Raw genomic sequence first — 24270 nt, 5'->3', positions numbered from 1 at the left:
GCAGCGCACAACCCGTCTTTATTTGGCGGAGCTGGATTTGAACACGCCGCTGAGCACAAACGCATAGCGTTCCGGACGGATAAAGAAGGTGGTGCGGTCGCAGCAGCGCCCGTCGGCAAAGTAAGAGGTACGCTCCATTACGAGCAGCGCGGTGCCGCGTTTGACGTGCAGCGTCGTGGCCAGGCTTGTATCGGCTGTTTGCGCACGAATGGCCAGGTCGGCACGGGTGACGGCCTGGCCGGTGATCGATTCCAGGATCGAATAGATCGGTTGATGCTCAACATCTGTCCAGACCACGCTGGCCACTTCGGCCGGCAGATGGCTGCGGCCCAGGGCGATGGGTTCGTCGTCAACGAAATGCAGGCGTTCCAGCAGCAGGCAATCGCTCGCTGCTTCAAACAAACCGCGCAAGACTTCCGGGACGGGCTGCAGTTTATGGCTGATCACCTGCATGCTCGGTTTGAGCCCTTGCAACAGCAAGGCTTCATGAAAACTGCGCAACGCATCCAGACCGTGCCGAACCTGTTTTGCCGCGACGAACGTGCCTTTGCCTTGCTTGCGCTCCACCACGCCATCGTCGCTGAGTTTGCCCACCGCCAGACGCACTGTGACGCGGCTCACCCCAAAGCGTTCGCCCAGTTCGGCTTCTGACGGCAGTTTGCCCGAGGGTTCGAAATCGCCGCGCTGAATCTCCTCCAGCAAACGATGGGCGATCTGTTCGTAAAGCGAGGTGCTGCTGTCGCGAAGAATGGATGTGGACACGGTCGGCTTCCAGGGCCTCGGAGTGGGGCGGTGCGCCTTCACTTCTAAGGTTATAAAAATAGGTTATTGGGATAGCTTGTATTAATACGTATTATGTCAGGCATTCCCATTGTAAACGACCTGACGATACTTGCCATGCCCCACTCCCTGCCTTACGCACCGCCGCAAACTGACGCTCTGACGGTCGATGACATCAGTTTCAGCTACCCCAATGGGCATCGGGTGTTCAACGCTTTCAGCCTGAACGCCAGGCCGGGTGAGTTCGTCGCGATCCTTGGGCCGTCCGGCTGCGGGAAAACCACGTTGCTGAATCTGTTGTCGGGTTTTCAGCAACCGCAAAGCGGCCAGATCAGCATCAACCAGACTGCGGTGCGGCCGGAGCGCTCGGAGTTGGGCTATGTATTCCAGGCGCCGCAGTTGTTTCCGTGGCTGAGCGCGCTGGAAAACGTGCGTTTTGGCCTGCGCATGACGGGGCAGCTCAGCGAGGATCGACAACGTGCGCAAGCGTTGCAGTATTTGCGCCTGGTTGGTCTGGAGAGCGCGGCGCAGCGCTTGCCCCATCAGCTTTCGGGCGGTATGCAGCAGCGTGTCTCCCTGGCCCGGACATTGGCCTTGGAGCCCAGCGTGTTGCTGATGGATGAGCCTTTCGCCGCGCTGGATGCCATCAGCCGCAACAGTATGAATGAAGAGACCCTGCGGATCTGGGCCGAGCTGGGTCAGACGGTGCTGTTCATCACCCACGACATCGACGAAGCGGTGTTCCTGGCGGATCGGGTCATCGTGCTCAACATCGCTCCTGGCGGCATCCATAGCGAACTGGATATTCGTCTGCCGCGCCCGCGTTCCAACCTCAACACCCGTCGTCTGCCGGCTTTTCTCGATTACCGCAATGAGCTGATGGAGCGCATTTCCCACGTCATGGAGACGTCAGAAGCCGTCGCCAACCCCACCCGTCAACCCGAGTTAACCGCATGATCAAACGCTCGCTGCTTGCTCTTTCCTTGTCTGTTGCCGCATTGGCAAGCAGTACATGTGCCGTGGCCACCGATGAGAAGCCCCTGCGTGTGGGCTATGTCTTCGCCATGGCCAATGCCCCGGCGCTGATCGCCGACAAGCAGGGTTATTACCGCGAGGAAGGCTTGAACGTCGATCTCAAGGCCTTGGGCGATGGCCCGGTTATCCAGCAGGCATTGGCCGCCAATGAGCTGGACGTGGCCTATGTCGGCACGCCGCCGGTGTACCAATGGTTCTCCCGGGGCTTGCAAAGCCGGATTCTGGCCAAGGTCAATTACGGCCAGGCGGCGGTGATTGTCGACGCAAAAAGTCCGATCAACAGCCTGGAGCAACTCAAGGGCAAAAAACTCGCCGGGGTCAAGAAGGGCAGTGGCATGGACGTGCTGTTGCGCGGCTATGTACTGAAGGAAAAGGCCGGGCTCAACCCTGACAAGGACCTGGACATCATCGACATGCCACCCGGCAATATGAACGCGGCGCTGGAGCGCGGCATCGTCGACGCGGCTTTTTCCTGGGAGCCCTTTGTCAGCCAGTCGCTGCTGCGCGGGTCGAGCCGGATTCTGCTCGACGTCAACCAGGCGCTGCCGAATTACCCGTGGTACGTGGTGATCGCGCTGCCTAAAACCTTGCAGGAACGACCGGACGATGTGGTCAAGCTGCTGCGTGCCCACCGCAAGGCCATTGCGTTCCTCAACGAGCATCCCGACGAGTCGAATCGCATCATCGCCGAGGCGTTCAAGCTTGAAGCGGTACAAGGTCCCGACGGCAAGACCATTGCTCCTGAGGCCATCGTCGCCCAGGCGCGGACGCGATTGGGCTGGTCGGCGGACTTACAGCCTGCGGATATCCAATTCATCCAGCGCCTGATGAATTACTCCCACGATCTGGGCTTTATAGACACCACGCTCAAGACCGAGCAGATCGTGGATACCTCCTACCTGGAAAAAGCCTCGCGCTGAGTCTGAGCCTGTCATGTCCTTGCCAAAACCGAATTGGGGATGGGCTTCGCTGCCATTTCTGCTGTTGATCTGGGTGGCCCTGGCCAGCCGGTTTCCCACTTATATCCTGCCGCAGCCCTGGGATGTCGCGCGCGAAGCGCTGCGCTGGCTCAGCGACAGTTCGCTGTGGCAGCACCTCAGGGCGAGTGTGCTTGAAGAGGTCGGCGGCTTCTGCGCTGCGGTGGTTGTCGCGATTGTGCTCGGCACGGCCGGCGGCTTGTCTTCGCGCTTTCGCGATTTCATTTCGCCGCTCAACAGCCTGTTCATGGCCATTCCGCCTATCGCTTGGGCGCCACTGATCATGATCATTTTCGGCCTGGGTTATGTCTCCATCGTGCTGGTGATTTTCATTGCCGCGATGTTCCCCATGGCGGTGACCATCCAGGAAGGCGTGCAGAGCATTCGCGGCGGCGAAGTCCGCGCGGCGCGCACCTTGGGCGCTAACCCCTGGCAACTGCTGGCCCACGTTTACCTGCCGGCCTCATTGCCTTTCGTGACGGCGGCCTTGCGCATCGGTTTCAGCCAGGGCTGGCGCGCCCTGGTCGCCGCAGAAATGATCGGCGCCTCCCAGGGCATCGGCTGGATGGTCTCCACCGGCGGGCAGATTGGCAACAGCAGCCAAGTGCTGCTGGGCATCGTGCTGATCGGCCTGATTGCCTGGCTGATGGAAAGTTTTGTGTTCCGGCGCATCGAGCGTCACTACCAGAAGTGGCGCGTGCAGTAAGCATCGTCCTTTGCCTTCGAACCCTTTCCAACCTTCAGTGGACCACTGCACGAGGTGTCATGTGAGTAACGTATTCGATCCCCGCGAAGCCGGGCATTACATCGCCCCCCAGGGCCTCTACGAACGCAACAAGAAACGCCCGTTCCTCGGTAGCATCGACTGTGACCGAGACACCCTGATTGCCGGGCAATGGGATGAAATCACCCTGGTCTACGAGGTCGGCGGCAGCGGCCTGGCGGACGGCGCCTGGTTGAAACTGGCGTTCAAGTTCTACTCCGATTGGGCACTGTTTCAGACCTCGAATCCGGCCGGTCCCAACTACGTTAGTGCAGAGTATCAGGCGGGTGAACTCGTCCCCGGCCAGAGCCAGGCCACCGTGCAGCACTTGAAAGTGCGCTTTGACCAGAAGGGCCATGAACGGCCATTCCAGAAAGCGATCATTATCGACATCATCGACGGCTACCTGAACCCGGGCGACAAAATCACCATTCGCCTGGGCGACCGTCGTCAAGGCGGCGCAGGTACGCGAGTGCAGAGTTTCGTCGAGAAAGACTTCCGGTTCCGGCTGTTTATCGACCCGTTGGGCAGTTCGAAATTTGCCGAAGTGCCGGGCGATCCATTGCTGAACATCGTGCCGGGACCGGCGCAGAGTGTGCAGCTGATTGTGCCGCGCCTGGTCAGCGCCGGTGAGGCGTTCGACGTGCTGCTGCGGGTGGACGATGCCTGGGGCAACACGTGCCGCAACCTGCCGCTCAAGGGTGTGCTCACCCTGGTTGATCCTGAAGGCGGCGAGCGTCATCAACCGTTTACCCTGGCCAATGAAGGGTGGGCAACGGTGCGGCTCGACGGCTTTGATCTCGGTGCGGTGGGCGAGTGGCGATTGTCCGCCGAGGTGCAGGCGCCTGGCGTGCGTGGTGCCCAGGCTTTCGTCACGGTTGACCCGGCCGGCAGCGCATTGCGCGCGCTGTACGCCGACCTGCATGTGCACTCCGATGACACCGTGGGCACCAACGACACGCTCTACAATCTCAGTTACGGTCGCGATGTGGCCGGCCTCGATGTACTCGGCTACACCGCCAACGACTTCAATATCACCGAGCAACGCTGGGATCAGGCGGTGAAGCTGATTCATGAGCTCAACGAGCCCGGCCGCTTCGTCTGCTACCCCGGCACCGAGTGGTGCGGTAATTCCTGCGCGGGCGGGGACCGCAATGTGGTGTTCCTGCATGATCGCAAGCCCGAGTTTCCGTTCGACAATCAAGGGCGGTTGGTGCGCTCCTTTGAGTGGAACGAGTTCACTGCCGGCACTATCAAGCCGGGCGCCTGGCCAGTGGACGAGTTGTACGCGGCCTACGCGAAAGACCCGGAAGGTCACCTGATGATGCCCCATGTCGGCGGGCGCCGTTGCAACCTGGACTGGCACCACCCGGAGCTGGAACGCTTGATCGAAGTCGGCTCGGCCTGGGGCCAGTTCCACTGGGTCTACGCCGAAGCGCTGCAGCGTGGCTATCGGGTCGGCGCCGCGGCGAACAGCGATGAGCATCAGGGTCGTTGCGGCGGTGGTGTTCCGGCCACGGCAGTGTTTGGCTCTCGCGGCGGGTTGACGGGTGTGATTGCCGACGCTTTCGATCGATCAAGTGTCGGCAAGGCACTTCGTGCCCGTCGCACCTTTGCCACGACGGGCGAGCGTGCATTTGCCAGCCTGCGCCAAGGCCAGCACTTCATGGGTGAGGTCTTCACCGCCGATTCGAATGCGACGCTGGACTATCGATTGCTGGGCGAGGCGGGCTGGGAGCAGGTGGACCTGTTCGATGGCGATAAACTGATCTGGTCGCGCAATCTGCATCAGGAGCTGGGGTTTTCCGCCCAACGCATCCGGCTGCGCCTGGGGGGCGCACGCATCAAGGACCGCTATCGCGGCGCCTACTGGACCGGCGAAATTTGCGTGACGGGAGCGGTCATCAACGGTTTTCGCGCCTTGGGCCTCGATCACCCGGAGCAGACCGTATGGCGCAAGGACGCCACGACCCTGGCGTTTCGCACCGACACCAACGGCGACACCGACAGTATCGAAATCGACCTGTCGCAACTGGCCGGCGCGACGTTGCAGGTCCGCAGCCGCATCGACAACTACATCAAGGTCGGCGATCCTTCCGAACCGCAGCCCTACGTGCATGCACCGACGGTGCTGATGGAACTGTCCGGTGAAGAACTGCTGGCGCAATCCCAAGTGATCGAAGAGTTGCCAGGGGCTGAGCTCAAAGTCTCTCTGGAGCGGACAACCGCCGAAGCACTGCCTCGTGAGCTGCAGGGGAGAATCGACCTGGCACCACTCAATCTGCAAACGGGTCGCGAGCATCCACTGTTCATCTGCGCACGCCAACGCGACCAGTCCCGGGTCTGGACGTCGGCGTTGTTCCTGATGCTTGATTAAGGCCGCAGTGGGTTCAGTGGAATTCCGTTAGAGGCTGTCAGGATCCCCAAAAAACATCTGGATCCGCGACCGTAACCAACGCTCTCCCGGATCATTGTCCTGGGACCCGCGCCAGGCCATATGCAGCTCGAAGGTGCGCGTCTCTATCGGCAGTTCTTCGGCGCGTACGCCACCGGCAGCGGTGAGGACGGCGGCGGCGTAGTCGGGCACGGTGGCGACGATGTCGGTGCCGGTGAGCAGCGTGGCCAGGCCGTTGAACTGCGGCACAGCGAGCACGACATGGCGCTTGCGTCCGAGTTTTTCGAGGTTTTCGTCGATAAAGCCGCTCAGGTCACCGGCGAAGGACACCAGTGCATGGGGCCGTGCGCAGAAGTCGTCCAGGCTCAGGGCACCGGGCATGCTGTCGGCGCGCAGGAGTTTGGCGCGGCTCTTGCGCAGGACCTTGCGCTTGGCATTGGCCGGCAGGTCGTCGGTGTAACTGACGCCAATGGAGATTTCCCCGGATGACAGCAGGCCCGGCATCAGCAGGTAGTTGACGCGGCGAATCACCAGGACGATGCCGGGCGCTTCCGAGCGCAGGCGCTTGAGCAGGGCCGGGAGCAGGGCGAATTCGACTTCGTCGGACAGGCCAATGCGGAACACGGCAGTGCTGGTCGCCGGGTCGAACTCGGCGGCACGGCTGACGGCGGTGGAAATAGAGTCCAGCGCCGGGGACAGCAGACCGAAGATTTCCGTGGCCCGTGCCGTGGGTTCCATGCTGCGCCCGGTGCGCACGAACAGCGGATCATCGAACAGCCCGCGCAGGCGCGACAACGCCGCACTGATGGCCGGCTGGCCGAGAAACAGTTTTTCCGCAGCGCGGGTTACGCTGCGTTCGTGCATCAGGGTTTCGAAGACGATGAGCAGATTGAGGTCGACGCGACGCAGGTCGTTGCGATTCATGACGTGAATATCTCGTGCCGTTAGTCGATGCAGTAGCCGACGCCCGTGTGGGGAAACGTCCTACCGTTCAGCTCAGACGCGAATAGTACGAGCAAACGGGGGGATTGCGCATGGATAAATTCAGCGACATATCATCGATTTGCCCGCGACCTCTCATTTTGCAGGTGAGAAATAGCCTTCTGCCTGCCCTGACCGTACGCCGAAAACGCGGCACTCTGGCGGCCCGTGCGAGTCGTAACGGGTGCTGGCGGTCAGGAAACGACCCTGCGGCTTGCATTGTCGCGTGTACATGCCAACAATGGCCGCCCATGAATGTTCAGGCGTTTGACCCTGGTCAGGCGTTCTTTGTGGTCTGTCATTACCCTTGCAGAATCGATGACAGGCATGTCGACTATTAATAGCCACTGATAGTGTTACCGGCAAAGCCCGGATAGAGTTCATGGCATCAAGGTTTATAAGGCGAGGTTCGAAATGTCCCGCACGATTCGTTTTCATCAGTTTGGCCCTGCCGAGGTGCTCAAGGTAGAAGAGCATCCGGCCGCGTTGCCTGCGCCGGGTGAGGTGCAGGTGCGTGTCCAGGCAATCGGTATCAGCTGGTATGACGTGCTGTGGCGGCAAAACCTGGCTTCTTCTCAGGCACGCCTGCCGTCCGGTATGGGCCACGAAATGGCCGGTGTGGTGACGGCGGTGGGTGAGGGCGTCGAGGATTTCAAGGTGGGCGACAAGGTTGCCAGCTTTCCTTCGGCGGATCCGAACCAGCACCCGGTCTATGGCGAGCTGATCGTCCTGCCGCGTACGGCCCTGACCCGTTACCCCGACGTGCTGACCCCATTGCAGGCGAGCGTGCACTACACGCCGCTGCTGGTGGCTTACTTTGCCTACATGGACCTGGCCCGGATCAAACCGGGGCAAGTGGCCCTGATTACCGATGCCGGCCACTGCGCAGGTCCGTGCATGGTACAACTGGGCAAGGCCCTGGGTGTGCGGGTTATCGCCGCGACCAAGAACTCCGATGCGCGTGACTATCTATTGTCGCTGGGCGCCGAGAAGGTGGTGGTTACCGAAGAACAGGACCTGCTGATGGCGGTCAACAAGTTCACCGATAACCGTGGCGTGGATGTGGTGCTCGATGGCTTGGGCGGCCCGCAGATGTCGATCATGGGTGATGTTCTGGCTCCGCGTGGCAGCCTGATCCTTTATGGCTTGCAGGGCGGCAACCAGACTCCATTCCCGGCCTGTGCGGCGTTCCAGAAGAACATTCAGTTCTTTGTGCACTGCCTGGGTAACTTCACCGGCAAGCCGGAACTGGGTATCAACCAGGATGAAGCGGCCCTGCAACGGGCGTTGCGCGACATCAATCAGTTGACGGCAGACCGCGTGTTGCTGCCTCTGAAAATCCAGGTGTTCCCGTTCGACAACGTCGTCGAAGCGCACCGCTACATGGATGGTTGCCCGATCGGCGGCCGCGCAGTGCTCGAAGTCGAGCCTGTCTGAGTTTTTTATCCGGCGCTGAGCCTTTTTCCTCAGCCGCTTCGACAGAGGACTGCCACTGTCGAAGCGCTAAACGGCAGTTATTTCCTACAACTGGAAATGACGGACATTAGCCTGTAGCTGCACGCCCAGTTCCACTAACACAGCGCTGGATTGGGCGGTGTTGGCGCTGGAACTGGCCGTTTGCTCTGAAGCCGTACGCACTTGCACGATGCTGCGGTTTATCTGTTCGGCAACCGCTGTCTGTTGTTCCGCCGCAGCGGCAATCTGCAAATTCATCGCCTGAATCGTAGACACTGCCTGGGTAATCTTGCCCAGCGAGTCGCCTGCTTCACGTCCCAGATCGAGAGTACTTGCCGTCAGCGAGCGACTGGCCTGCATGAACTGCGCGGCGGTCTCCGCACCTTTGAGCAGGCGCTCGAGCAGACCATCGATCTTCATCGGCTACCACGGCGAAACCACGTCCGGCTTCTCCCGCCCGGGCCGCTTCGATGGCGGCATTGAGGGCCAGCAGATTGGTTTGCTCGGCGACGGATTTTATCACTTCCAGCACGCCGCTGATCTGCCGGCATTCACCCTCAAGTTCAAGCACCGCATCGGCACTGCGCGACACTTCGCCGTTGAGATGTTCCAGCGCCCGCACAGCCTGACCGACCTTTTGATCACCGCTCTGCGCTTCACGATCGGTTTCGGTGGCGGCCATGGACGCATCCTCGGCATTACGCGCCACGTCGTGAACGGTCGCAGTCATTTGATTCATGGCTGTAGCGACCTGATCGGTCTCGATACGCTGACGATCCACGCCCGCACTGGCCGCGTGAGTGGCTACCGATAATTGCTCGGCGGCGTCGCTTATCTGCACCACGCCCTGGGCGATGAAACCGATCAGTTGCCGAAGGTTCTGGGCCATTGCATCGATGCTGCGTTCCAGTTGCCCCAGTTCATCCTGACGATGTTCGACCTTGACGGTGCGCAGGTCGCCTGCGGCGATGCGGGTCGATGTCGCCAGCAGTTTGCGCAGCGGGCGAACGATCTGTCTGCTGATCAAGCATGCAGCGAGAACGCCCAACAACACGGCGAAAGCGCTGATCCCAAGCAGGGACCGCCGGGCCCGTGAGACGGCATCAGTCCGGGCTTCGAGCTGGTGACGGTAAAGCTCGCCGCTCACCGAACGCATGACCTGGCCTTGCTCTGCCAGGCTCTGGGCGGCGGCCTTGCTGTCGCGCATACCCTGGCGGAACAGGCCATAACCGGCCTGATACTGGCTCAGCGAATCGCCTGCGGTACGCAGAGTCGCCTGTTCGTCCGCCGGCGCCTTGTCGACCAGCCCGGCAAGGCCGTCGGCCAGATCCTTGAGCGCGCCGCTGGCCGCTTTGTCGGCGTCATCGGTCTGCTGAAAGACATAGCCCCGTACCAGATAGCGGATATTCAGCAGCTTTTGATTCAACTGACTGGCCAATTGAACACGCTGTACCAGTGTCGAATCCTGTGAAGTGCCGGCCAGTTTGGTGAAGGCAGCTTTCTGCAGTGCATCGAAGGCGGCGACCGTGGCATTGCCGGCGCTAACCAGTTGGCCCCGCGCGCTGTCGCGCCGTGCCTGGGCCTGGTTCAGCTGGCTGAAAGCTGCACGATAGCTTTGCAGCGCCTGCTGGATCTGGGTCAGACCCCGCTGCTGGCGGGCGTCCTGCAGGGCATGCAGGTTGTCATCAAGTTGGACCTGCATCTGGTCGATTTGCGCCTCCAGGCTTTTGGCCTGTTCGGGGGCGCCGCTGGCGATAAAGCGCTCAAGCTGGGCCTGGGCATCGAGCAGGAGCATTTCCAGATGGCTGAGGCGATAGCTGTCGTCGGCGTTGTCGACCATGCGGTCGGTGCTGCGCAAAAATCCGCTGATGTACGTTATTCGGTAGGCGGAAATCCGCTGATCGCTGCAGTGGTTCCGGCGTCTTACGGCCGAAAAACATATGACGGCTTGTTTCCACTGTTACCGGATTTGACCGTTTTTAACCGGACCTTGTAAGGGGGTGACCCTAACCCCGAAAGTGGATAAACAAAGTTGTCTAAGAACAATCAGGCGTGCGTGGAGGGTTATGTTTGTTGTTGTTGAGTTTTTAGTGGAAAAGATGAACTTTCAGTGCGGCGGCAAGCGTTATGCTGAGTTCGGGAGAGTGCCTGTCTGGCAGGGTGATGGATTGGTTTTTAGCCGTTTCCCCCGTGCCCATGGCGTGAAAGTCTGACTTTCAATGGGAATATTTAAACAAGGTTATTTAAACGGGTGCTGTTTAGTGTGCATTGAACTGCGCTGTATTTGCCTGCGTGTCTGTCCCTTGTAATTGTTGTGAGGCGATTGATAATGACTCGTTAATTATTACTCAAGGAATGAGCCATGGTCGGTGATCAGTCGGTTGTTCAATACGGCGTCGGTAGCGTGTGCGGAGCAGGCAAGTGGGTGCGCAAGCCATGATGAGTGCCATCCACGAACAGGCAATGAACTACGTCTACCAGCAAGTCCTGCAGCGCTTGTTGAGTTATTTCACCCGCGCTGAACGCACCGCCCTGCAATTGCTGATTCAGCGCCTGATAGTGGCCGCGGGCGGCGTGGAGCACATCTCCAGTTTCAAGGTCATGATTGCCTTCAGTGGCGGCAAAGACAGCGCCTATACCGTAGCCTTCCTGCGGGCCGCGCAACTGAGCATTGCAGGCCGTGCGCCGGGCACTTTCAATCTGCGTGTGGCCAATATGCGCCATATCGGCATGACGCCGGCGGTCATGGACAATATTCATCGTACCTATTCGGCACTGTTTCTCTACGACGATCCACGGGTGGAACTGCTGGCGGTGGATCAGCAGCATATCTATGCCTTCGAGCCCGACCTGCCGTTTTCCGCTTCGGCCCGGGAAAAGAACCGCTCGGACATGCTGCTCAGCGGCCACTTGAGCGGTGGCGACAGCCGTACCACCTTTTGCAACAGCTGCTATCTGAATGTCGCGGATTTCCTGGGGCGGGTGAGCACTTGGGGCAATGGTGTCGACGCTATTGTCAGCGGTGAGTCGCGCAAGGAGCAGAAGCAGTACGCCACGCGGATCATGCGCCTGGTGCAGCACATGGGGCAGGGCGCGGGCACCTGGCGCCAGCAGAACTTCGCCAGTGTGCTCCGAAACATCGGCAGTGTCGGTCAGACCTATTACCGCGAACTGTACGGCGACGCGCCCCAGGACAGTGGTCAGGTAACCCGACTGTTTGCCTGCCCACCGCAATCCGTGTCGCCGCTGTTTATCTCCCTGGCGGATCTCGTCAGTGGGCGAGCCGATGAACATTGGGGGCTGCTCACCGATTTTCTCGGCTTCCGCTTTGTCGACCTGGCCTTTAGCTTCAGCGAGTCGGACTGCGCCAATCCCTTGCTAATGGCGCACATGCACGGCTTGCGCAGTCAGTACCTACAGGATCGTGACTACGCCGACGGCATCGCCGAATATCTGGAGCTGGCGGCAAAATTGATGCGCAGCAAATGCATGCCGGTGCGGCTGATCAATCAGGCCATGGCCGCTTATGAGGGGCCGGAGCGCCTTGAAGAGCGGCGTACCCTGGCTGCCGCCTATGCCCTGGAGGGCTTCGGCCTGAATGAGGCGCAACTGGTGTGTCTGTTGTTTGCGCCCTTTGTCGGTCAGGGGCAGGGGCTTGAAGGATTTCTGCGCAGCTGTCATCCGGGCATGCTCGTGGCTTTGCCTGACCTGCATAAGGCCTTGTCTGGTTTGTCAGCGCCGGATCAAGTGGTGCAATGGCTGATCGACGTCAGCGGCTTGAACCTCAAGGGCCTGCAGAGCCTGTACGCCAGGCCGCGAATCGATTTTGCCGATCAGAGTTCGTTGATTGCCAGGGTCCGGGCCAGTGATCCGGACAAACGCCACATTCAAACCATCGATGCCATTACCGGCGAGGCCGTGTCCACGCTGCTGTCGGGACGCTGACCTTCAGTCCTGCGGTTTGATGCCCCTCTATTTATCTGAGCCTTGGATCTTTAATCCAGGGCGGACTGCCGTCGATGAACAACAAAATGGATTTCGCCTATCAGGCGGTATATCGCTATCTGTTGCGCCTGATCAACGAACAACCGGGCGATAGCACCACCCGTTTGCCTTCCCTGCGTCAGTTGGCCAAGCGCCTGCGTGTATCGATCTCGACGGTGCAGAGCGCCTACACCTTGCTGGAAAAGGAGGGGCGAGTGCGCTCGGTGGCCAAATCCGGGTATTTCGCCCTGGCCGCTGCCATGGATGTCGATGTCGGCTTCGATAGCGGCGACGCGGACTTGCTCGAGTCGCTGGATTGCGCTGCCCGGCGTTCGGGCATGTTGCTGTGGGGTCATGACGAGCCTTGGTTGCTCAAGCCCATGGATACGTCGTTGTTGGCGATGGAGCGTGAGCTGTTGCGCCATTGTCCACGGCCTTTCGATCCGGCGTTTCAGCCGTTTGGCGATATCGAACTGCGTACGGCTCTGGCGGCGCGCTATACGGTGTCGACCCAGCGCTGTTGGCTGCCGGAAAACGTCTATATCGGTGCCGATCTGTGCGGCATGTTGAGCATCGTCCTCGAAACCCTGCAATTACGCGGGGCGACGGTACTGGTGATGGCGCCCTGTTCGTGGCGGGTGTTGCGGTTGTTGCAGTCGTTCGCCATCCGCGTGCTTGAAGTCCCCCTCGAAACAGGCGGCGCGGTGAATTTGCCCGCGCTGGATCAGGCCCTGCTCAGTGAGCCGGTGGGGCTGGTCCTGATGCCGTCGTTGCTCAATTGTGCTCAGGGCAGCTGCCTGCCGTTGCACAATCAGCAGGGTCTGGCGCAGCTGTTCAATCGCTATCGGGTCTGGGTTCTGGAGGATGACAGCCATGGCGAGCTGACCTTCGAGATGCCTGCGCAGCATCTGCGCCATCTGATCGATCCCGAGCGCCTGATCATTATCGGCACGTTTGCCCAAATGCTCGGCTCCGAGGCGCCGTTCGGCTATTTGCTGTGCCAGCACTGGGCGCGACAGTGTCAGCAGCAATTGCTGTTACGCGCCTTTGCCTTGCCGGTGCTGCGGCAAAAGGCCCTGGCCCGGTTGTACGGCAATGGCACAGTGGATCAGCACCTGGCGCAGTTACGGCCAATACTGGAGCGCAAGATGCTCAGCCTGGCGAACTTGCTTGAGCATCGCTTGGGCCAGAGCCTGCATTTTGAGATGCCCAGGGGCGGCGCGGTGATCTGGGCCAACAGCGTGCAGCCGGTGGATATGCAACAGGTGTTCAGACTCTTGTTGCAGCGTCGCATCGTCATTGCGCCGGGTCAGTTGTTCAGCCTGCAAGGGCATTACCGGCAGCACCTTCGGATCAGCTATGCCATCGATTGGAGTGAGGACGTGGTGGCGGCCGTCGACGCCCTGGGCGAAGCGTTGCATCAGGCACGGCTTCACTGACGCGGGCAGGGGCCGCCGATCCATTAGGATTTGCCAGACTCGCCTCGTACCTGCTATCTGTACGCCCATCCAGTGTCATCCATCCAGGTTTGCAGCGCGCAGTGACCCTTCAGCCCCCCTTACTCCCGATTATCGAGCCGGCTCCTGTGCCGACAGTCGAGGCAGCTGTTTATCGGGTCGCGGTGCGCGCCTTGTGCGAGTTCACCGCCAAGACCGGCGATCTGGATCTGCGTTTCACCCCCGCTCCCACAGCCCAGGAAGGCATCGCCGGGCATCGCACGGTGGCTTCCCGGCGCAATGTTGCCTATCAGGCCGAGGTGACTCTGCAAGGCCAGTACCGGGAGTTGCAGGTCAAGGGCCGCGCTGATGGCTACGATCCCGAGAGCCATCAACTGGAGGAGGTGAAGACTTATCGTGGCGATTTCGATGCGATCCCGGCCAATCATCGACAGTTGCACTGGGCGCAATTGAAGGTCTACGGCTGGCTGTTATGCCAGCGCGAGCAACGTGCCGATGTGACCCTGGCCCTGGTGTATTTCAATATCGTCAGCGAAAAGGAAACCGTGCTGCGCGAGCGCCACGATGCCGAGTCGCTGCGGGTGTTCTTCGACGCCCAGTGCGAGGTCTTTCTTGATTGGGCCCGTCAGGAAATGGCCCACGTCGGACAGCGCAATCAGCTACTGAGCACACTGAAATTTCCTCATGCCGAGTTCCGCCACGGCCAGCGCAGCCTCGCCGAGACGGTGTACAAGGCGGTCAGCAGCGGCCGTTGCCTGATGGCCCAGGCGCCCACTGGCATCGGCAAGACCCTGGGCACACTGTTTCCCATGCTCAAGGCGATGCCGACCCGGCAACTGGACAAGGTTATCTTTCTCACCGCCAAGACGCCGGGGCGCAAGCTGGCTCTGGATGCGCTTGAGGTGTTGCGCGAGCGCGACCCGCAACTGCCGGTACGCGTGTTGGAACTGGTGGCGCGGGACAAGGCCTGCGAGCATCCGGACAAGGCCTGTCACGGCCAGTCGTGCCCTCTTGCCAGAGGCTTCTATGATCGCTTGCCGGCGGCGCGGCAGGCGGCGGTCAATGCGCCCTGGCTGGATCAGGCCGGGCTGCGGGACGTCGCTTTGCAGCATGAGGTCTGCCCGTACTACCTCAGTCAGGAAATGGCGCGCTGGGCCGATGTGGTCATCGCCGATTACAACTATTACTTCGATTTGAGTGCCTTGCTCTTCGGCCTTGCCCAGCTCAACCAGTGGCGGGTGGCGACGCTGGTAGACGAGGCGCACAACATGGTCGAACGCTGCCGGCAGATGTACAGCGCCAGCCTTGACCAGCGCAGCCTCGACAATTTGCGCGACAGCGCTGTGGAACCACTGAAAAAGCCCCTGCAGAAGCTGCACCGGGCATGGAACAGCTTGCACAAGGACCAGATACCGGACTATCAGGCCTATGCCACGCCACCGGACAAGTTCATCAATAGCCTGAGCCAGTGCGTTACCGCCCTGGGCGATTACTTCAACGACCATCCCCTGGCGCTGGAAGGGCCGCTGCAGAGTTTCTATTTTGAGCTGATTCAGTTCATGCGCATCGCCGAGCTGTTCGACGAGCACTTCATTTTCGATATCAGCAAGCGCGACGCGGGCCGACGCGAGCTGTCGCGGCTCTGTCTGCGCAACGTAGTGCCAGCAGCCTTTATCGGCCCGCGACTGAAGGCGGCGCGCAGTACCGTGCTGTTTTCCGCGACCCTCAGCCCGCGCCACTATTATGCTGATCTGCTCGGTCTGCCTGCCGACACTGCGTGGATCGACGTCGAGTCACCGTTCAATCGGCAACAGCTGGATGTGCAGATCATCAGCCGCATCTCGACGCGCTATACCCACCGCCAGGCGTCCCTGGCGCCCATCGTCGAGCTGATGGCCGAGCAGTTCCAGGCGCGACCGGGCAACTACCTGGCGTTCTTCAGCAGCTTCGATTACCTGCAACAGGTCTTTGAGCTGATGCAGTGCGACCATCCGCAGCTGCCGTTGTGGTCCCAGGCCCGGGGCATGAGCGAGGGCGAGCGTCAGGCCTTTCTTGAACGCTTCACGCCGCAGAGTCAGGGCATTGGTTTTGCTGTTTTGGGTGGGGCTTTCGGCGAAGGGATCGATTTGCCGGGGGCGCGGCTGATCGGGGCCTTTATCGCCACGTTGGGCCTGGCCCAGTTCAATCCGGTCAACGAACAGCTCAAGCAGCGCATGACTGCGCTCTATGGCGCCGCCGGTTATGACTACACCTATCTGTTCCCCGGCGTGCAGAAAGTGGTGCAGGCAGCAGGCAGGGTGATTCGTACGCAGCAGGATCGCGGTGTGGTCATGCTGATCGATGATCGGTTTGCTGAGCGTAAGGTGCTCAACCTGTTACCGGCCTGGTGGCAGCTCTAAAAGACTCAAGGGTTTAGGGATCGATAGGCGAGCAGGGTGGTCAAACTGCCAGTAAACTGTCGCCCATCACGTTTGTGGCTACTTTTCCTACACTGCCTATTTAAATTTCCCTGTCTGTCCATGGAGGTTTCGTATGAGTCTCAGTCCACTCGCCGGCAAGCTGGCTCCGGCACAATTGCTGGTCGATATTCCGCGACTGGTGACGGCCTATTACACCGGCCAGCCTGACGCCTCGGTGGCGACCCAGCGCGTAGCTTTCGGCACCTCTGGTCATCGCGGCACCTCCTTCGATTTGGGCTTCAACGAATGGCATGTACTGGCCATCACTCAGGCCATCTGCCTGTATCGCCAGGCCAATGGCATCGACGGCCCGCTGTTCCTCGGCGCCGATACTCATGCCTTGTCGACCCCGGCCAGTGCCAGTGCGCTGGAAGTGCTGGCCGCCAATGGCGTACAGGTGATGATCGCCGAGAACGACGAATACACCCCGACGCCTGCGGTGTCCCACGCGATCATTTGCTACAACCGGGGCCGCACCAAGGGCCTGGCTGACGGCATCCTGATCACGCCGTCGCACAACCCGCCGGAAAGCGGCGGCTTCAAGTACAACCCGCCTAACGGTGGCCCGGCCGAAAGTGACGTCACCAAGTGGATCGAAACCAAGGCCAACGAGCTGTTGGCGGCGAAACTGGCGGGTGTGCAGCGCGTCAGCTACGAACAGGCCCTGCGTGCCGACACTACCCATCGCCACGACTACCTCAATACCTATGTCGCTGACCTGGAAAATGTCATCGATATGGATGCCATTCGCGGCGCCGGTCTGCGTCTGGGCGTGGACCCACTGGGTGGGGCGGGGGTTAATTATTGGTCGGCCATCGCCGAGCACTACAAGCTCAATCTTGAAGTGGTGAACAAGTTCGTCGACCCGACGTTCCGCTTCATGACCGTCGACTGGGACGGCCGCATCCGCATGGATCCGTCCTCCAGCCACGCCATGCAGGGCCTTATCGGCCTCAAAGACCGCTTTCAGGTGGCTTTCGCCTGTGACCCGGACCACGATCGCCACGGCATCGTCACCCCGACCGGTGGCCTGCTGGCGCCGAACAACTACCTGGCAGTGTCCATCGATTATCTGTTCCAGAATCGTCCGCAATGGCGCGCCGATGCCGCCGTGGGCAAGACGGTGGTCAGCAGCGGTCTGATCGACCGTGTGGCCGCGCGCTTGGGTCGTCGCCTGTACGAAGTGCCGGTGGGCTTCAAGTACTTCGCTCAAGGCCTGTTCGAAGGTTCGCTGGGCTTTGGCGGTGAGGAGAGCGCCGGGGCTTCGTTCCTGCGCAAGGACGGTTCGGTCTGGACCACTGACAAGGACGGGCTGATTCCAGCGCTGCTGGCTGCTGAAATCACCGCGCGCAAAGGCCGTGATCCGAGCGAGATCTACAACGCACTGACTGAGGAACTGGGTGAGCCGCGCTCGATACGGGTCGATGCCAAGGCGAGCCCGGCGCAGAAAGCGCTGCTGAGCAAGTTGTCGCCGGAGCAAGTGACCTCCACTGAGCTGGCGGGGGAGCCGATCCAGAGCATCCTCAGTCATGCGCCGGGCAACGATCAGGCCATTGGCGGTCTGAAAGTGATGACCGCCAACGGCTGGTTTGCTGCGCGGCCATCGGGCACCGAGGATATCTACAAGATCTACGCCGAGAGCTTTGTCAGTGATGACCACCTCAAGCGCCTGGTGGCTGAGGCGCAGGTGTTGGTGGATGGGGCGATTGCGCCGAAATAAGCTGTGCGGTTGATTGCACGGGGCCGGCTGCAGCCGACTCCACCAATTCTCATACCGTCCGCATGAATAGATTCAGCGCAATATTGTGGGACCGGCTTTAGCCGGGAAGAAGTCATTAAAGGCACCTGATTTGTGTTGCCTTCATCCGACGCCTTCCCGGCTAAAGCCGGTCCCACATTTCTTTACAGGCCTCAGGCCACGTCGACCAAGACGATTTCACTGTCGTTGATCGCGGTTACCCGCAGCACGCGCTCGTCCTGGACAGCCACACCGTCACGGGCATTAGCCGTCACACCATTGACCTCAATGACGCCGGTGGCAGGCACCAGATAAGCGCGGCGACCCGCATCCAGATGGTACTCGGCGCTTTCCCCGGCTTTAAGGTTTGCAGCCACCAGGCGAGCGTTGGCGCGGATCCGCAGGGTCTGATCATCACCTTGCTTGCCGCTGGCCAGGGTCACGAAGCCTTCACGACTATCCTTGGGAAATGGCTTGGCACCCCAGGACGGCGGTGCGCCGGTTTCGTCGGGCATGATCCAGATCTGGAAGATCTTGGTCGCTTCGTTTTCCAGGTTGTACTCGCTGTGGGCGATACCGGTGCCCGCGCTCATGACTTGCACATCGCCAGCCTCGGTACGGCCTTTGTTGCCCAGGTTGTCTTCATGGGTGATGGCGCCTTCACGAACGTAGGTGATGATTTCCATGTCGCGGTGCGGGTGTTTCGGGAACCCGGTGCCGGCCTGGATCACATCGTCGTTCCATACCCGCAGGTTGCCCCAGCTCATGCGTTGTGGATCGTAGTACTCGGCGAACGAGAAGTGGTGATGAGCGTTCAGCCAGCCGTGGTTGGCGCCGCCCAGAGAATTGAAAGGTCGTAATTGCAGCATTGTGGCCTCCAGAGCAGGGCTGCCGGAGGGTGTCCGGGGCCTGCTGAACGTGGTTGATAGAGCCATTTTGCGGCGGTTATTGATCTAATAAAAGAGTAAATTATGCTTGATAACAATCGATATATTAGATGTTTTAAAGGATTCCTCGTTGGAGCGAGGCTTGCCCGCGGATAACGATAACGCGGTGCATCTGACCCACCGCATCACCCGATTCGCGGGCAAGCCTCGCTCCAACGCATTCAAGGGAGGGGCGTTGGAACCCGCTAACGCCCTGACAATCAAGCATTTAGCTGGAGCTCATTGGCAAATGAGGCGACCATAGGCACCCTTCGCCCTTGAGCCATTTCCGGAGCCTGCGTGCCTGTCGATACCCCGCCTGATTCATCGTCCTTGCTGGAACCCGAATTGATCCCGCCCCAGCGCCTGCCGCTGTTCAAACGCCTGCTGGCCCGGTTGGTCGGGCGCGGCCTCAATGGCCTGCGCGCCCAACACGTACCGTCCTGGCGTCAGGGGCGTGCCGATGGCTATCTCGATGGTCATCTGGAAGGCATGGACGAGGGGTATGCCGAGGGGCGCCGGGATGGCATCGAGGAGGGGCGCCAGGTGTTGCTGATTCGCGATACCCGGCCGGACGTACATCGCGGGCCCAAAGTCGACGATCACCTGTTCGACGACTGGCGGCTGGCCCTGACCCCGGAGTTGCGCAAGCAGATCAAGGCCGACGTTGCGCTCAAGCTGCCACCTCACGCGCAGCCCAGTGTCGCGCAATGGAAGATGATCTTCAGCGATACGCCGTCTACCTATGTGATCGCCGGGGCGGGTGCGGGCAAGTCGACCTCGCTGGTGCTGCGCATCATGCTGCTGCATCACTATCTGGGGTTCGAACTGGGCTCCATGACGGTGGTGACCTTTACCCGTGAGTCACGTCGGGACTTCATCAACAAGCTGATCGAAGTGATGGCCCTGTGGGGGCATAGCCTGGACCCGCGTCAGGCTCGTGAGCTGGTCAGGACCTTCCATTCGCGCATCCTGCCTGTAGTGCGCAGCCTGCCGGGTTTCGCCCAACTGCGGGCCTTCGAGAACCTCGGTAGCAACAACGAAGCGCTCGCTGATAGCAATCCATTCGACCTGCGTATCAACGACGCCCAGCGCCAGCAGATGAATCTGTGCTATCGGGATCTGTACGCGCAAAACCAGCGTTTTCGCGAAGTCATGCTGCCCCTGTATCGCCATGCCTTACAGCTCAAGGCCCTGGAAAGGGACCACCCTGATGTGCAGAAGCGCATGGCGGTCACCGAGCTATCCTCGAAACGGGATGAGGAGTTGTGCGATATCGTCGAAGACCTGTGGTTCCGTGCGGGTTGTTGGCCGATAAAAGGCATTAAGTCTAAGCGTCAAGTATTTGAAATAAATGGATTTTCATTCTGTGTTCATGGCTATCTGGAAGAGCTGGATGCCTGGGTTGTGTTGGGTTTTGATGGTACTGAAGATCAGCAAATGAAGCGTTCCGGAGCTAAATTGCCGGTCTGGGCAGAATGGGTGATAAAGCGTACCCTTTTTCAAGCTTTCTGCGATAAACCATTGATATGGTTGGATAAGTATCAAGATATCAAGCGCCTGCCCGCCGCGCTGGCCGAACAGGCGGTGGCCGGGCCTGGGTTCGATTACAAGCTCAAGGGCGAACTGAGTGCCGCGCCCTTGCTTGACTGTTTTGTCGCCGCCGCCAGCTTTATCGAGAACCTCGGTCTGGATGTACCGGCAGCCGTCGCCGAAATGAGTTTTGCCAGTGACGACCCCGACCGGTTTTTCTTTGAGGCCCTGAGCCTGTTCTGGAAAGCGTTCGAGGATCACCTGCTGGATCAGTCCCCGCCGGTGATGACCTATAACCGCATGTTCGCCCTGTTCGGTGAAAACACGCCGGAGAACCTCAAACTGGTGAGCAATGAGGTATTGCGTCCGCTGGCCCATTTGATGATCGACGAGTTCCAGGACGTGTCACCGCAGATCGTCTCATGGCTGCGCGCCAGCCTGCGGGAAATCCGTAGTCGTGGTCCGGCCATGCACGTAGGGCGTACGGCGCAGCGCTCGTCGCTGCTGTGTGTGGGCGACGACTGGCAGTCGATCTACGGCTGGCGCGGCAGCTCGCCGAAATACTTCATGGAGTTCCCCAAGGCGTTTTCCTCCCCGGCCACGACCAGGGTCATGCTCAGCGACAACTACCGCAGTCATCAGCACATCATCGATGCTGCCGAGCATATCGTCCGCGCGGCGCCGGCCATTGCCGGGAAAAAAGCCAAGGCGGCGGGCGCTGCACAGGAACTGCTGCCGGTCACGGTGCTGGATCGGGATGATCAGGTGCTAAGCCAGCGCGTGCTAGAGCATTACCACGACGGCGATTCCATCCTGTTGCTGTATCGCAAGAACAGCGAGAAGGCTTCGTTCAGCCCAGAGTTGCAGGCGCTGATCGACTTCGACCAGGGGCAGGCGCCCGGGCTGCGGCGCTTCAAACAATTGAGCTATCACAGTTCCAAGGGCTTGCAGGCCGATGCCGTGTTCCTGCTCGGTGACTGTCAGCACCTGACGCGCTCGCCCTACAAGAATCAGGTCTATCGTCTGGCCGGGCTGGGCGATGCTGGGGAGGCTGAGCCCTACGACAAGGCGCAGCAGGATGAAGTCCTGCGTCTGGCCTACGTCGCGATTACCCGTGCGGTACGTCATTGCTACTGGTTTATCGATAGCGCAGGCGGCGACGCGGCGAACGTGGCCAAGGCTTCGGACCGGGTAGCGACGGACAGGGCGTTTTTCGAGGACTTGCGCAGTAGCGTGAGTAATAAGGGCGTCGCCTGACGCCCATATGGGTGAGCCCGATGGTTCAGGAGAGTCGGGCGCTTTGGGAAGGGAAGAGTTCCAGTTCGGCCTCTATGGCTTCGATTATGACTTCGACGTCGGAGGCATTCATTACGGTTGAACAGGGCAGGCCGGCGATGGCTATGAGGGTCTCGCCGCTGGCGCGATCAAAAAGTCGCGCCACCATGCTACTGGGAGCATCCATGTTGGCCTCGAAGCCCACCGGATGGAAATACCAGCGCATCAGCTGACAGGCGTTGGGGAACGTGACTTTACTCATGGCTCTATTCATGGGCCCACCTTCTGAATTCAATCGAACAATTTACGAGCTCCAATAACGAAAGGCGCGATCTGCCAGACACCCCACCTGGCCTTTGGCCAAAGTGCGAATCTGATCAGACCGGATGGAAACTAAACGTAGCACCGGAAAAGGTATATCAGAAAGAATTCCCTGAGTTCAATGGAAAAAATTCTCATTTTTTGACGTGCATCAACTCCTATATTCCTGTCGGTTATTTAATCGGCAGGGTAAAGATGCTTTGATTTTTAAGGGCGAGATGGCGCTTCGCCAACGGCTTTGCGGGGGGGGGGGCAGAGGGATTTTTCCAGGTTGATCGTTTGCGCGCCTGTTTGGCGACTTGCCAACTGTAGGGTGTTGAACTAATCACTGCCTAAGCATTAATGCGTGTTACAGGGTGTTGTCGGAATAAAATTGGCGTCAGAAAATATATTTATATTTTGACTGGAGGAAGTTGGAAGAATGACCGATAAAGTTATTACAGCGCCGGGGACTCTGTTAATGGTCGCGCTCGCATGATCGAAAGGGCCTTGAGGTCCTCCACTCTGGTTGTTGCACGGATGCTCTCTACTGAATTTTTGAAGAGACCGATGCCATGTCGATACGCAATATGAATATCGCGCCGCGTGCATTCCTGGGGTTTGCCTTCATTGCCTTGCTGGTGATTGCACTGGGGGTTTTTGCGGTCAACCGGATGTCCGTCATCCGCCAGGCCACCACCGATATGGAAACCAACATGCTGCCCAGCATCGGTTTTCTCGGGGACATGACCGAGAACGCCTTGCGTCTGCGCATTACTGCTTTCCGCACACTGATCAATCGCGAGCCCGAAGCCCTTCGGCAAACCGATGAGCGCATTCGTGAGTTGATCGGCAAGTTGCAGAAGGCCACGGAAAGTTATGAGGCCTTGCCTTCCGATGGTGAGGAAAAACAACTCACCCTTCAATTCGATGCGACCCTGAAAAGCTATTTGTTGATTCAGCAACAGGTCCTGGATTTGTCCCATCAGGACAAGCTTGAGGAAATGCGAACTCTAATCAATACGCGTCTCAAAGAACACACCGACTTGCTCGGCGAACAACTTAATAAACTTGTTGCCATTAATAAGGACGGCGCCAAACAGGCGTCCGCTGTAGCCGGGGGCAACTATGATCGCGCCAATCTGGCGATTATCGGCGTTTGCGCTCTGGCGGTGTTGCTGACTGTGCTGCTGGCATGGATTCTCACCCGCAGCATTGTCGTGCCGCTGGAGCGTGCATTGCACGCCGCCCAGGCGATTTCCGAAGGCAACCTGACCCGCCCCATTGAAGTGGACGGTGGTGATGAGCCTGCGCGTCTGCTCGCTGCGCTGACGGTCATGCAAGGCAATCTGCGCCGGACCATTGAGCAGATCTCCGGTTCGGCCACGCAACTGGCGTCCGCGGCCACTGAGCTCAGCGCGGTGACGGAAGAGTCATCACGCGGTCTGCAACAGCAGAACGATGAAATCGAGCAGGCGGCCACGGCGGTCAATGAAATGACCGCAGCGGTCGAGGAGGTGGCGCGTAACGCGGTATCGACTTCCGAAGCGTCGCAACAATCCAATCAGACTGCCCGTCAGGGCCGCGACAAGGTGCTTGAGACGGTCAAGTCGATTCAGTCCATGGCTCAGGATATCCACGCGACCTCCGGGCTTGTGGAAGGCCTGGCGGCACAAGGCCGGGACATCGGCAAGGTACTGGACGTGATTCGCTCTATCGCCGAGCAGACCAACCTGCTGGCCCTGAACGCGGCCATTGAGGCTGCGCGGGCAGGCGAGGCGGGCCGCGGCTTTGCCGTGGTAGCGGACGAAGTACGCGCCCTGGCTCATCGCACGGCGCAATCGACCCGGGAAATCGAACAGATGGTCGCCGGCATCCAGACCGGCACCGGTGGGGCGGTGGACTCCATGGCCAGCAGCACCCAGCGCACCCAGGCCACTCTGTCCCTGGCCCGGGCCGCCGGTGAAGCACTGGAGCAGATTACCGACGCGATTTCCCAGATCAACGAACGTAACCTGGTCATCGCCAGCGCCTCTGAGGAGCAGGCTCAGGTGTCTCGCGAGGTAGACCGCAACCTGGTCAATATCCGTGATCTGGCGGCGCAGTCGGCGGCGGGAGCCAACCAGACCAGTGCAGCCAGCCATGAGCTTTCGCGCCTGGCGGTGGATCTCAACGTGATGGTGTCGAAGTTCGTGATTTGATTCAGGCCTGT

The 24270-nt window shown here is 60.0% G+C and carries 16 protein-coding genes and 2 pseudogenes; 12 read left to right on the top strand and 6 right to left on the bottom strand.

The annotated features are described in order from the left end of the window. Positions 1-18: 18 nt before the first annotated feature. On the bottom strand, positions 19-762 hold the full coding sequence (locus tag AC1Z24_RS18015) for a GntR family transcriptional regulator (protein WP_483742014.1): 744 nt from the start codon (positions 760-762) through the stop codon (positions 19-21). A gap of 135 nt (positions 763-897) precedes the next feature. Here AC1Z24_RS18015 and AC1Z24_RS18010 point away from each other — a divergent pair, with 135 nt between their 5' ends. The 4 genes from AC1Z24_RS18010 to AC1Z24_RS17995 all read left to right on the top strand — a co-directional run bounded on the left by AC1Z24_RS18010 (position 898) and on the right by AC1Z24_RS17995 (position 5932). After that, positions 898-1737 carry an ABC transporter ATP-binding protein gene (locus AC1Z24_RS18010; protein WP_483742013.1) on the top strand — a complete coding sequence of 280 codons (840 nt, stop codon included), beginning with the start codon at positions 898-900 and terminating at the stop codon, positions 1735-1737. Beyond that, positions 1734-2735: an ABC transporter substrate-binding protein gene (locus AC1Z24_RS18005; RefSeq protein ID WP_483742012.1), complete on the top strand. Its 1002-nt coding sequence runs from the start codon at positions 1734-1736 to the stop codon at positions 2733-2735. Before AC1Z24_RS18010 ends, AC1Z24_RS18005 begins: the two co-directional genes overlap by 4 nt. A gap of 13 nt (positions 2736-2748) precedes the next feature. Further along, positions 2749-3498, top strand: coding sequence for an ABC transporter permease (locus AC1Z24_RS18000; protein WP_483742011.1), 750 nt, complete (start codon positions 2749-2751; stop codon positions 3496-3498). A gap of 61 nt (positions 3499-3559) precedes the next feature. Continuing rightward, on the top strand, positions 3560-5932 hold the full coding sequence (locus tag AC1Z24_RS17995) for a hypothetical protein (RefSeq protein WP_483742010.1): 2373 nt from the start codon (positions 3560-3562) through the stop codon (positions 5930-5932). A 27-nt stretch (positions 5933-5959) separates the two neighbouring features. On the opposite strand, the gene AC1Z24_RS17990 is transcribed toward AC1Z24_RS17995, so the two are convergent. After that, the gene (locus tag AC1Z24_RS17990) at positions 5960-6874 is read right to left on the bottom strand and encodes a LysR family transcriptional regulator (RefSeq protein WP_259103044.1); all 915 of its coding nucleotides are present in this window, start codon (positions 6872-6874) and stop codon (positions 5960-5962) included. Positions 6875-7345: 471 nt separating this feature from the next. Here AC1Z24_RS17990 and AC1Z24_RS17985 point away from each other — a divergent pair, with 471 nt between their 5' ends. Then, a complete protein-coding gene (locus tag AC1Z24_RS17985; protein WP_483742009.1) occupies positions 7346-8368 on the top strand; it encodes a zinc-dependent alcohol dehydrogenase family protein in 1023 nt (340 codons plus the stop codon). A gap of 84 nt (positions 8369-8452) precedes the next feature. On the opposite strand, the pseudogene AC1Z24_RS17980 reads toward AC1Z24_RS17985, so the two are convergent. Both AC1Z24_RS17980 and AC1Z24_RS17975 read right to left on the bottom strand, forming a co-directional pair. Beyond that, positions 8453-9005 (bottom strand): annotated as a pseudogene (locus tag AC1Z24_RS17980) (methyl-accepting chemotaxis protein); the annotation flags it as partial. A 309-nt stretch (positions 9006-9314) separates the two neighbouring features. Next, a pseudogene (locus tag AC1Z24_RS17975) lies at positions 9315-10181 on the bottom strand (methyl-accepting chemotaxis protein); the annotation flags it as partial. 271 nt (positions 10182-10452) lie between these two features. On the opposite strand from AC1Z24_RS17975, the gene AC1Z24_RS17970 reads away from it, so the two are divergent. From AC1Z24_RS17970 to pgm, 5 genes are all read left to right on the top strand, one after another. Beyond that, on the top strand, positions 10453-10599 hold the full coding sequence (locus AC1Z24_RS17970; protein ID WP_483742008.1) for a hypothetical protein: 147 nt from the start codon (positions 10453-10455) through the stop codon (positions 10597-10599). A gap of 226 nt (positions 10600-10825) precedes the next feature. After that, a complete protein-coding gene (locus AC1Z24_RS17965) occupies positions 10826-12331 on the top strand; it encodes a hypothetical protein (protein ID WP_483746661.1) in 1506 nt (501 codons plus the stop codon). 74 nt (positions 12332-12405) lie between these two features. Further along, the gene (locus AC1Z24_RS17960) at positions 12406-13809 is read left to right on the top strand and encodes an aminotransferase-like domain-containing protein (RefSeq protein ID WP_483742007.1); all 1404 of its coding nucleotides are present in this window, start codon (positions 12406-12408) and stop codon (positions 13807-13809) included. 146 nt (positions 13810-13955) lie between these two features. Beyond that, the gene (locus AC1Z24_RS17955) at positions 13956-16226 is read left to right on the top strand and encodes an ATP-dependent DNA helicase (RefSeq protein WP_483742006.1); all 2271 of its coding nucleotides are present in this window, start codon (positions 13956-13958) and stop codon (positions 16224-16226) included. 133 nt (positions 16227-16359) lie between these two features. Then, entirely contained in the window at positions 16360-18006 is a 1647-nt protein-coding gene (gene pgm / locus AC1Z24_RS17950; protein ID WP_483742005.1) for a phosphoglucomutase (alpha-D-glucose-1,6-bisphosphate-dependent), read from the top strand. Between the two features lie 191 nt (positions 18007-18197). Here the strand turns inward: pgm and AC1Z24_RS17945 are convergent, their stop codons facing one another. Continuing rightward, complete coding sequence (locus AC1Z24_RS17945; RefSeq protein WP_483742004.1) at positions 18198-18893, bottom strand: pirin family protein; 696 nt, start codon at positions 18891-18893, stop codon at positions 18198-18200. Positions 18894-19301: 408 nt separating this feature from the next. Here AC1Z24_RS17945 and AC1Z24_RS17940 point away from each other — a divergent pair, with 408 nt between their 5' ends. Continuing rightward, the gene (locus AC1Z24_RS17940) at positions 19302-21740 is read left to right on the top strand and encodes a UvrD-helicase domain-containing protein (RefSeq protein ID WP_483746660.1); all 2439 of its coding nucleotides are present in this window, start codon (positions 19302-19304) and stop codon (positions 21738-21740) included. A 25-nt stretch (positions 21741-21765) separates the two neighbouring features. On the opposite strand, the gene AC1Z24_RS17935 is transcribed toward AC1Z24_RS17940, so the two are convergent. Next, positions 21766-22020: a DUF1652 domain-containing protein gene (locus tag AC1Z24_RS17935; RefSeq protein ID WP_259103022.1), complete on the bottom strand. Its 255-nt coding sequence runs from the start codon at positions 22018-22020 to the stop codon at positions 21766-21768. Between the two features lie 613 nt (positions 22021-22633). On the opposite strand from AC1Z24_RS17935, the gene AC1Z24_RS17930 reads away from it, so the two are divergent. Continuing rightward, positions 22634-24259: a methyl-accepting chemotaxis protein gene (locus AC1Z24_RS17930; protein ID WP_483742003.1), complete on the top strand. Its 1626-nt coding sequence runs from the start codon at positions 22634-22636 to the stop codon at positions 24257-24259. The last annotated feature ends 11 nt before the right edge of the window (positions 24260-24270 follow it).

The sequence above is a fragment of the Pseudomonas sp. JL23 genome (assembly GCF_056933585.1).
Note: the sequence above shows the minus strand (reverse complement) of the source record. Positions and strands in the feature narration are given on the sequence as shown.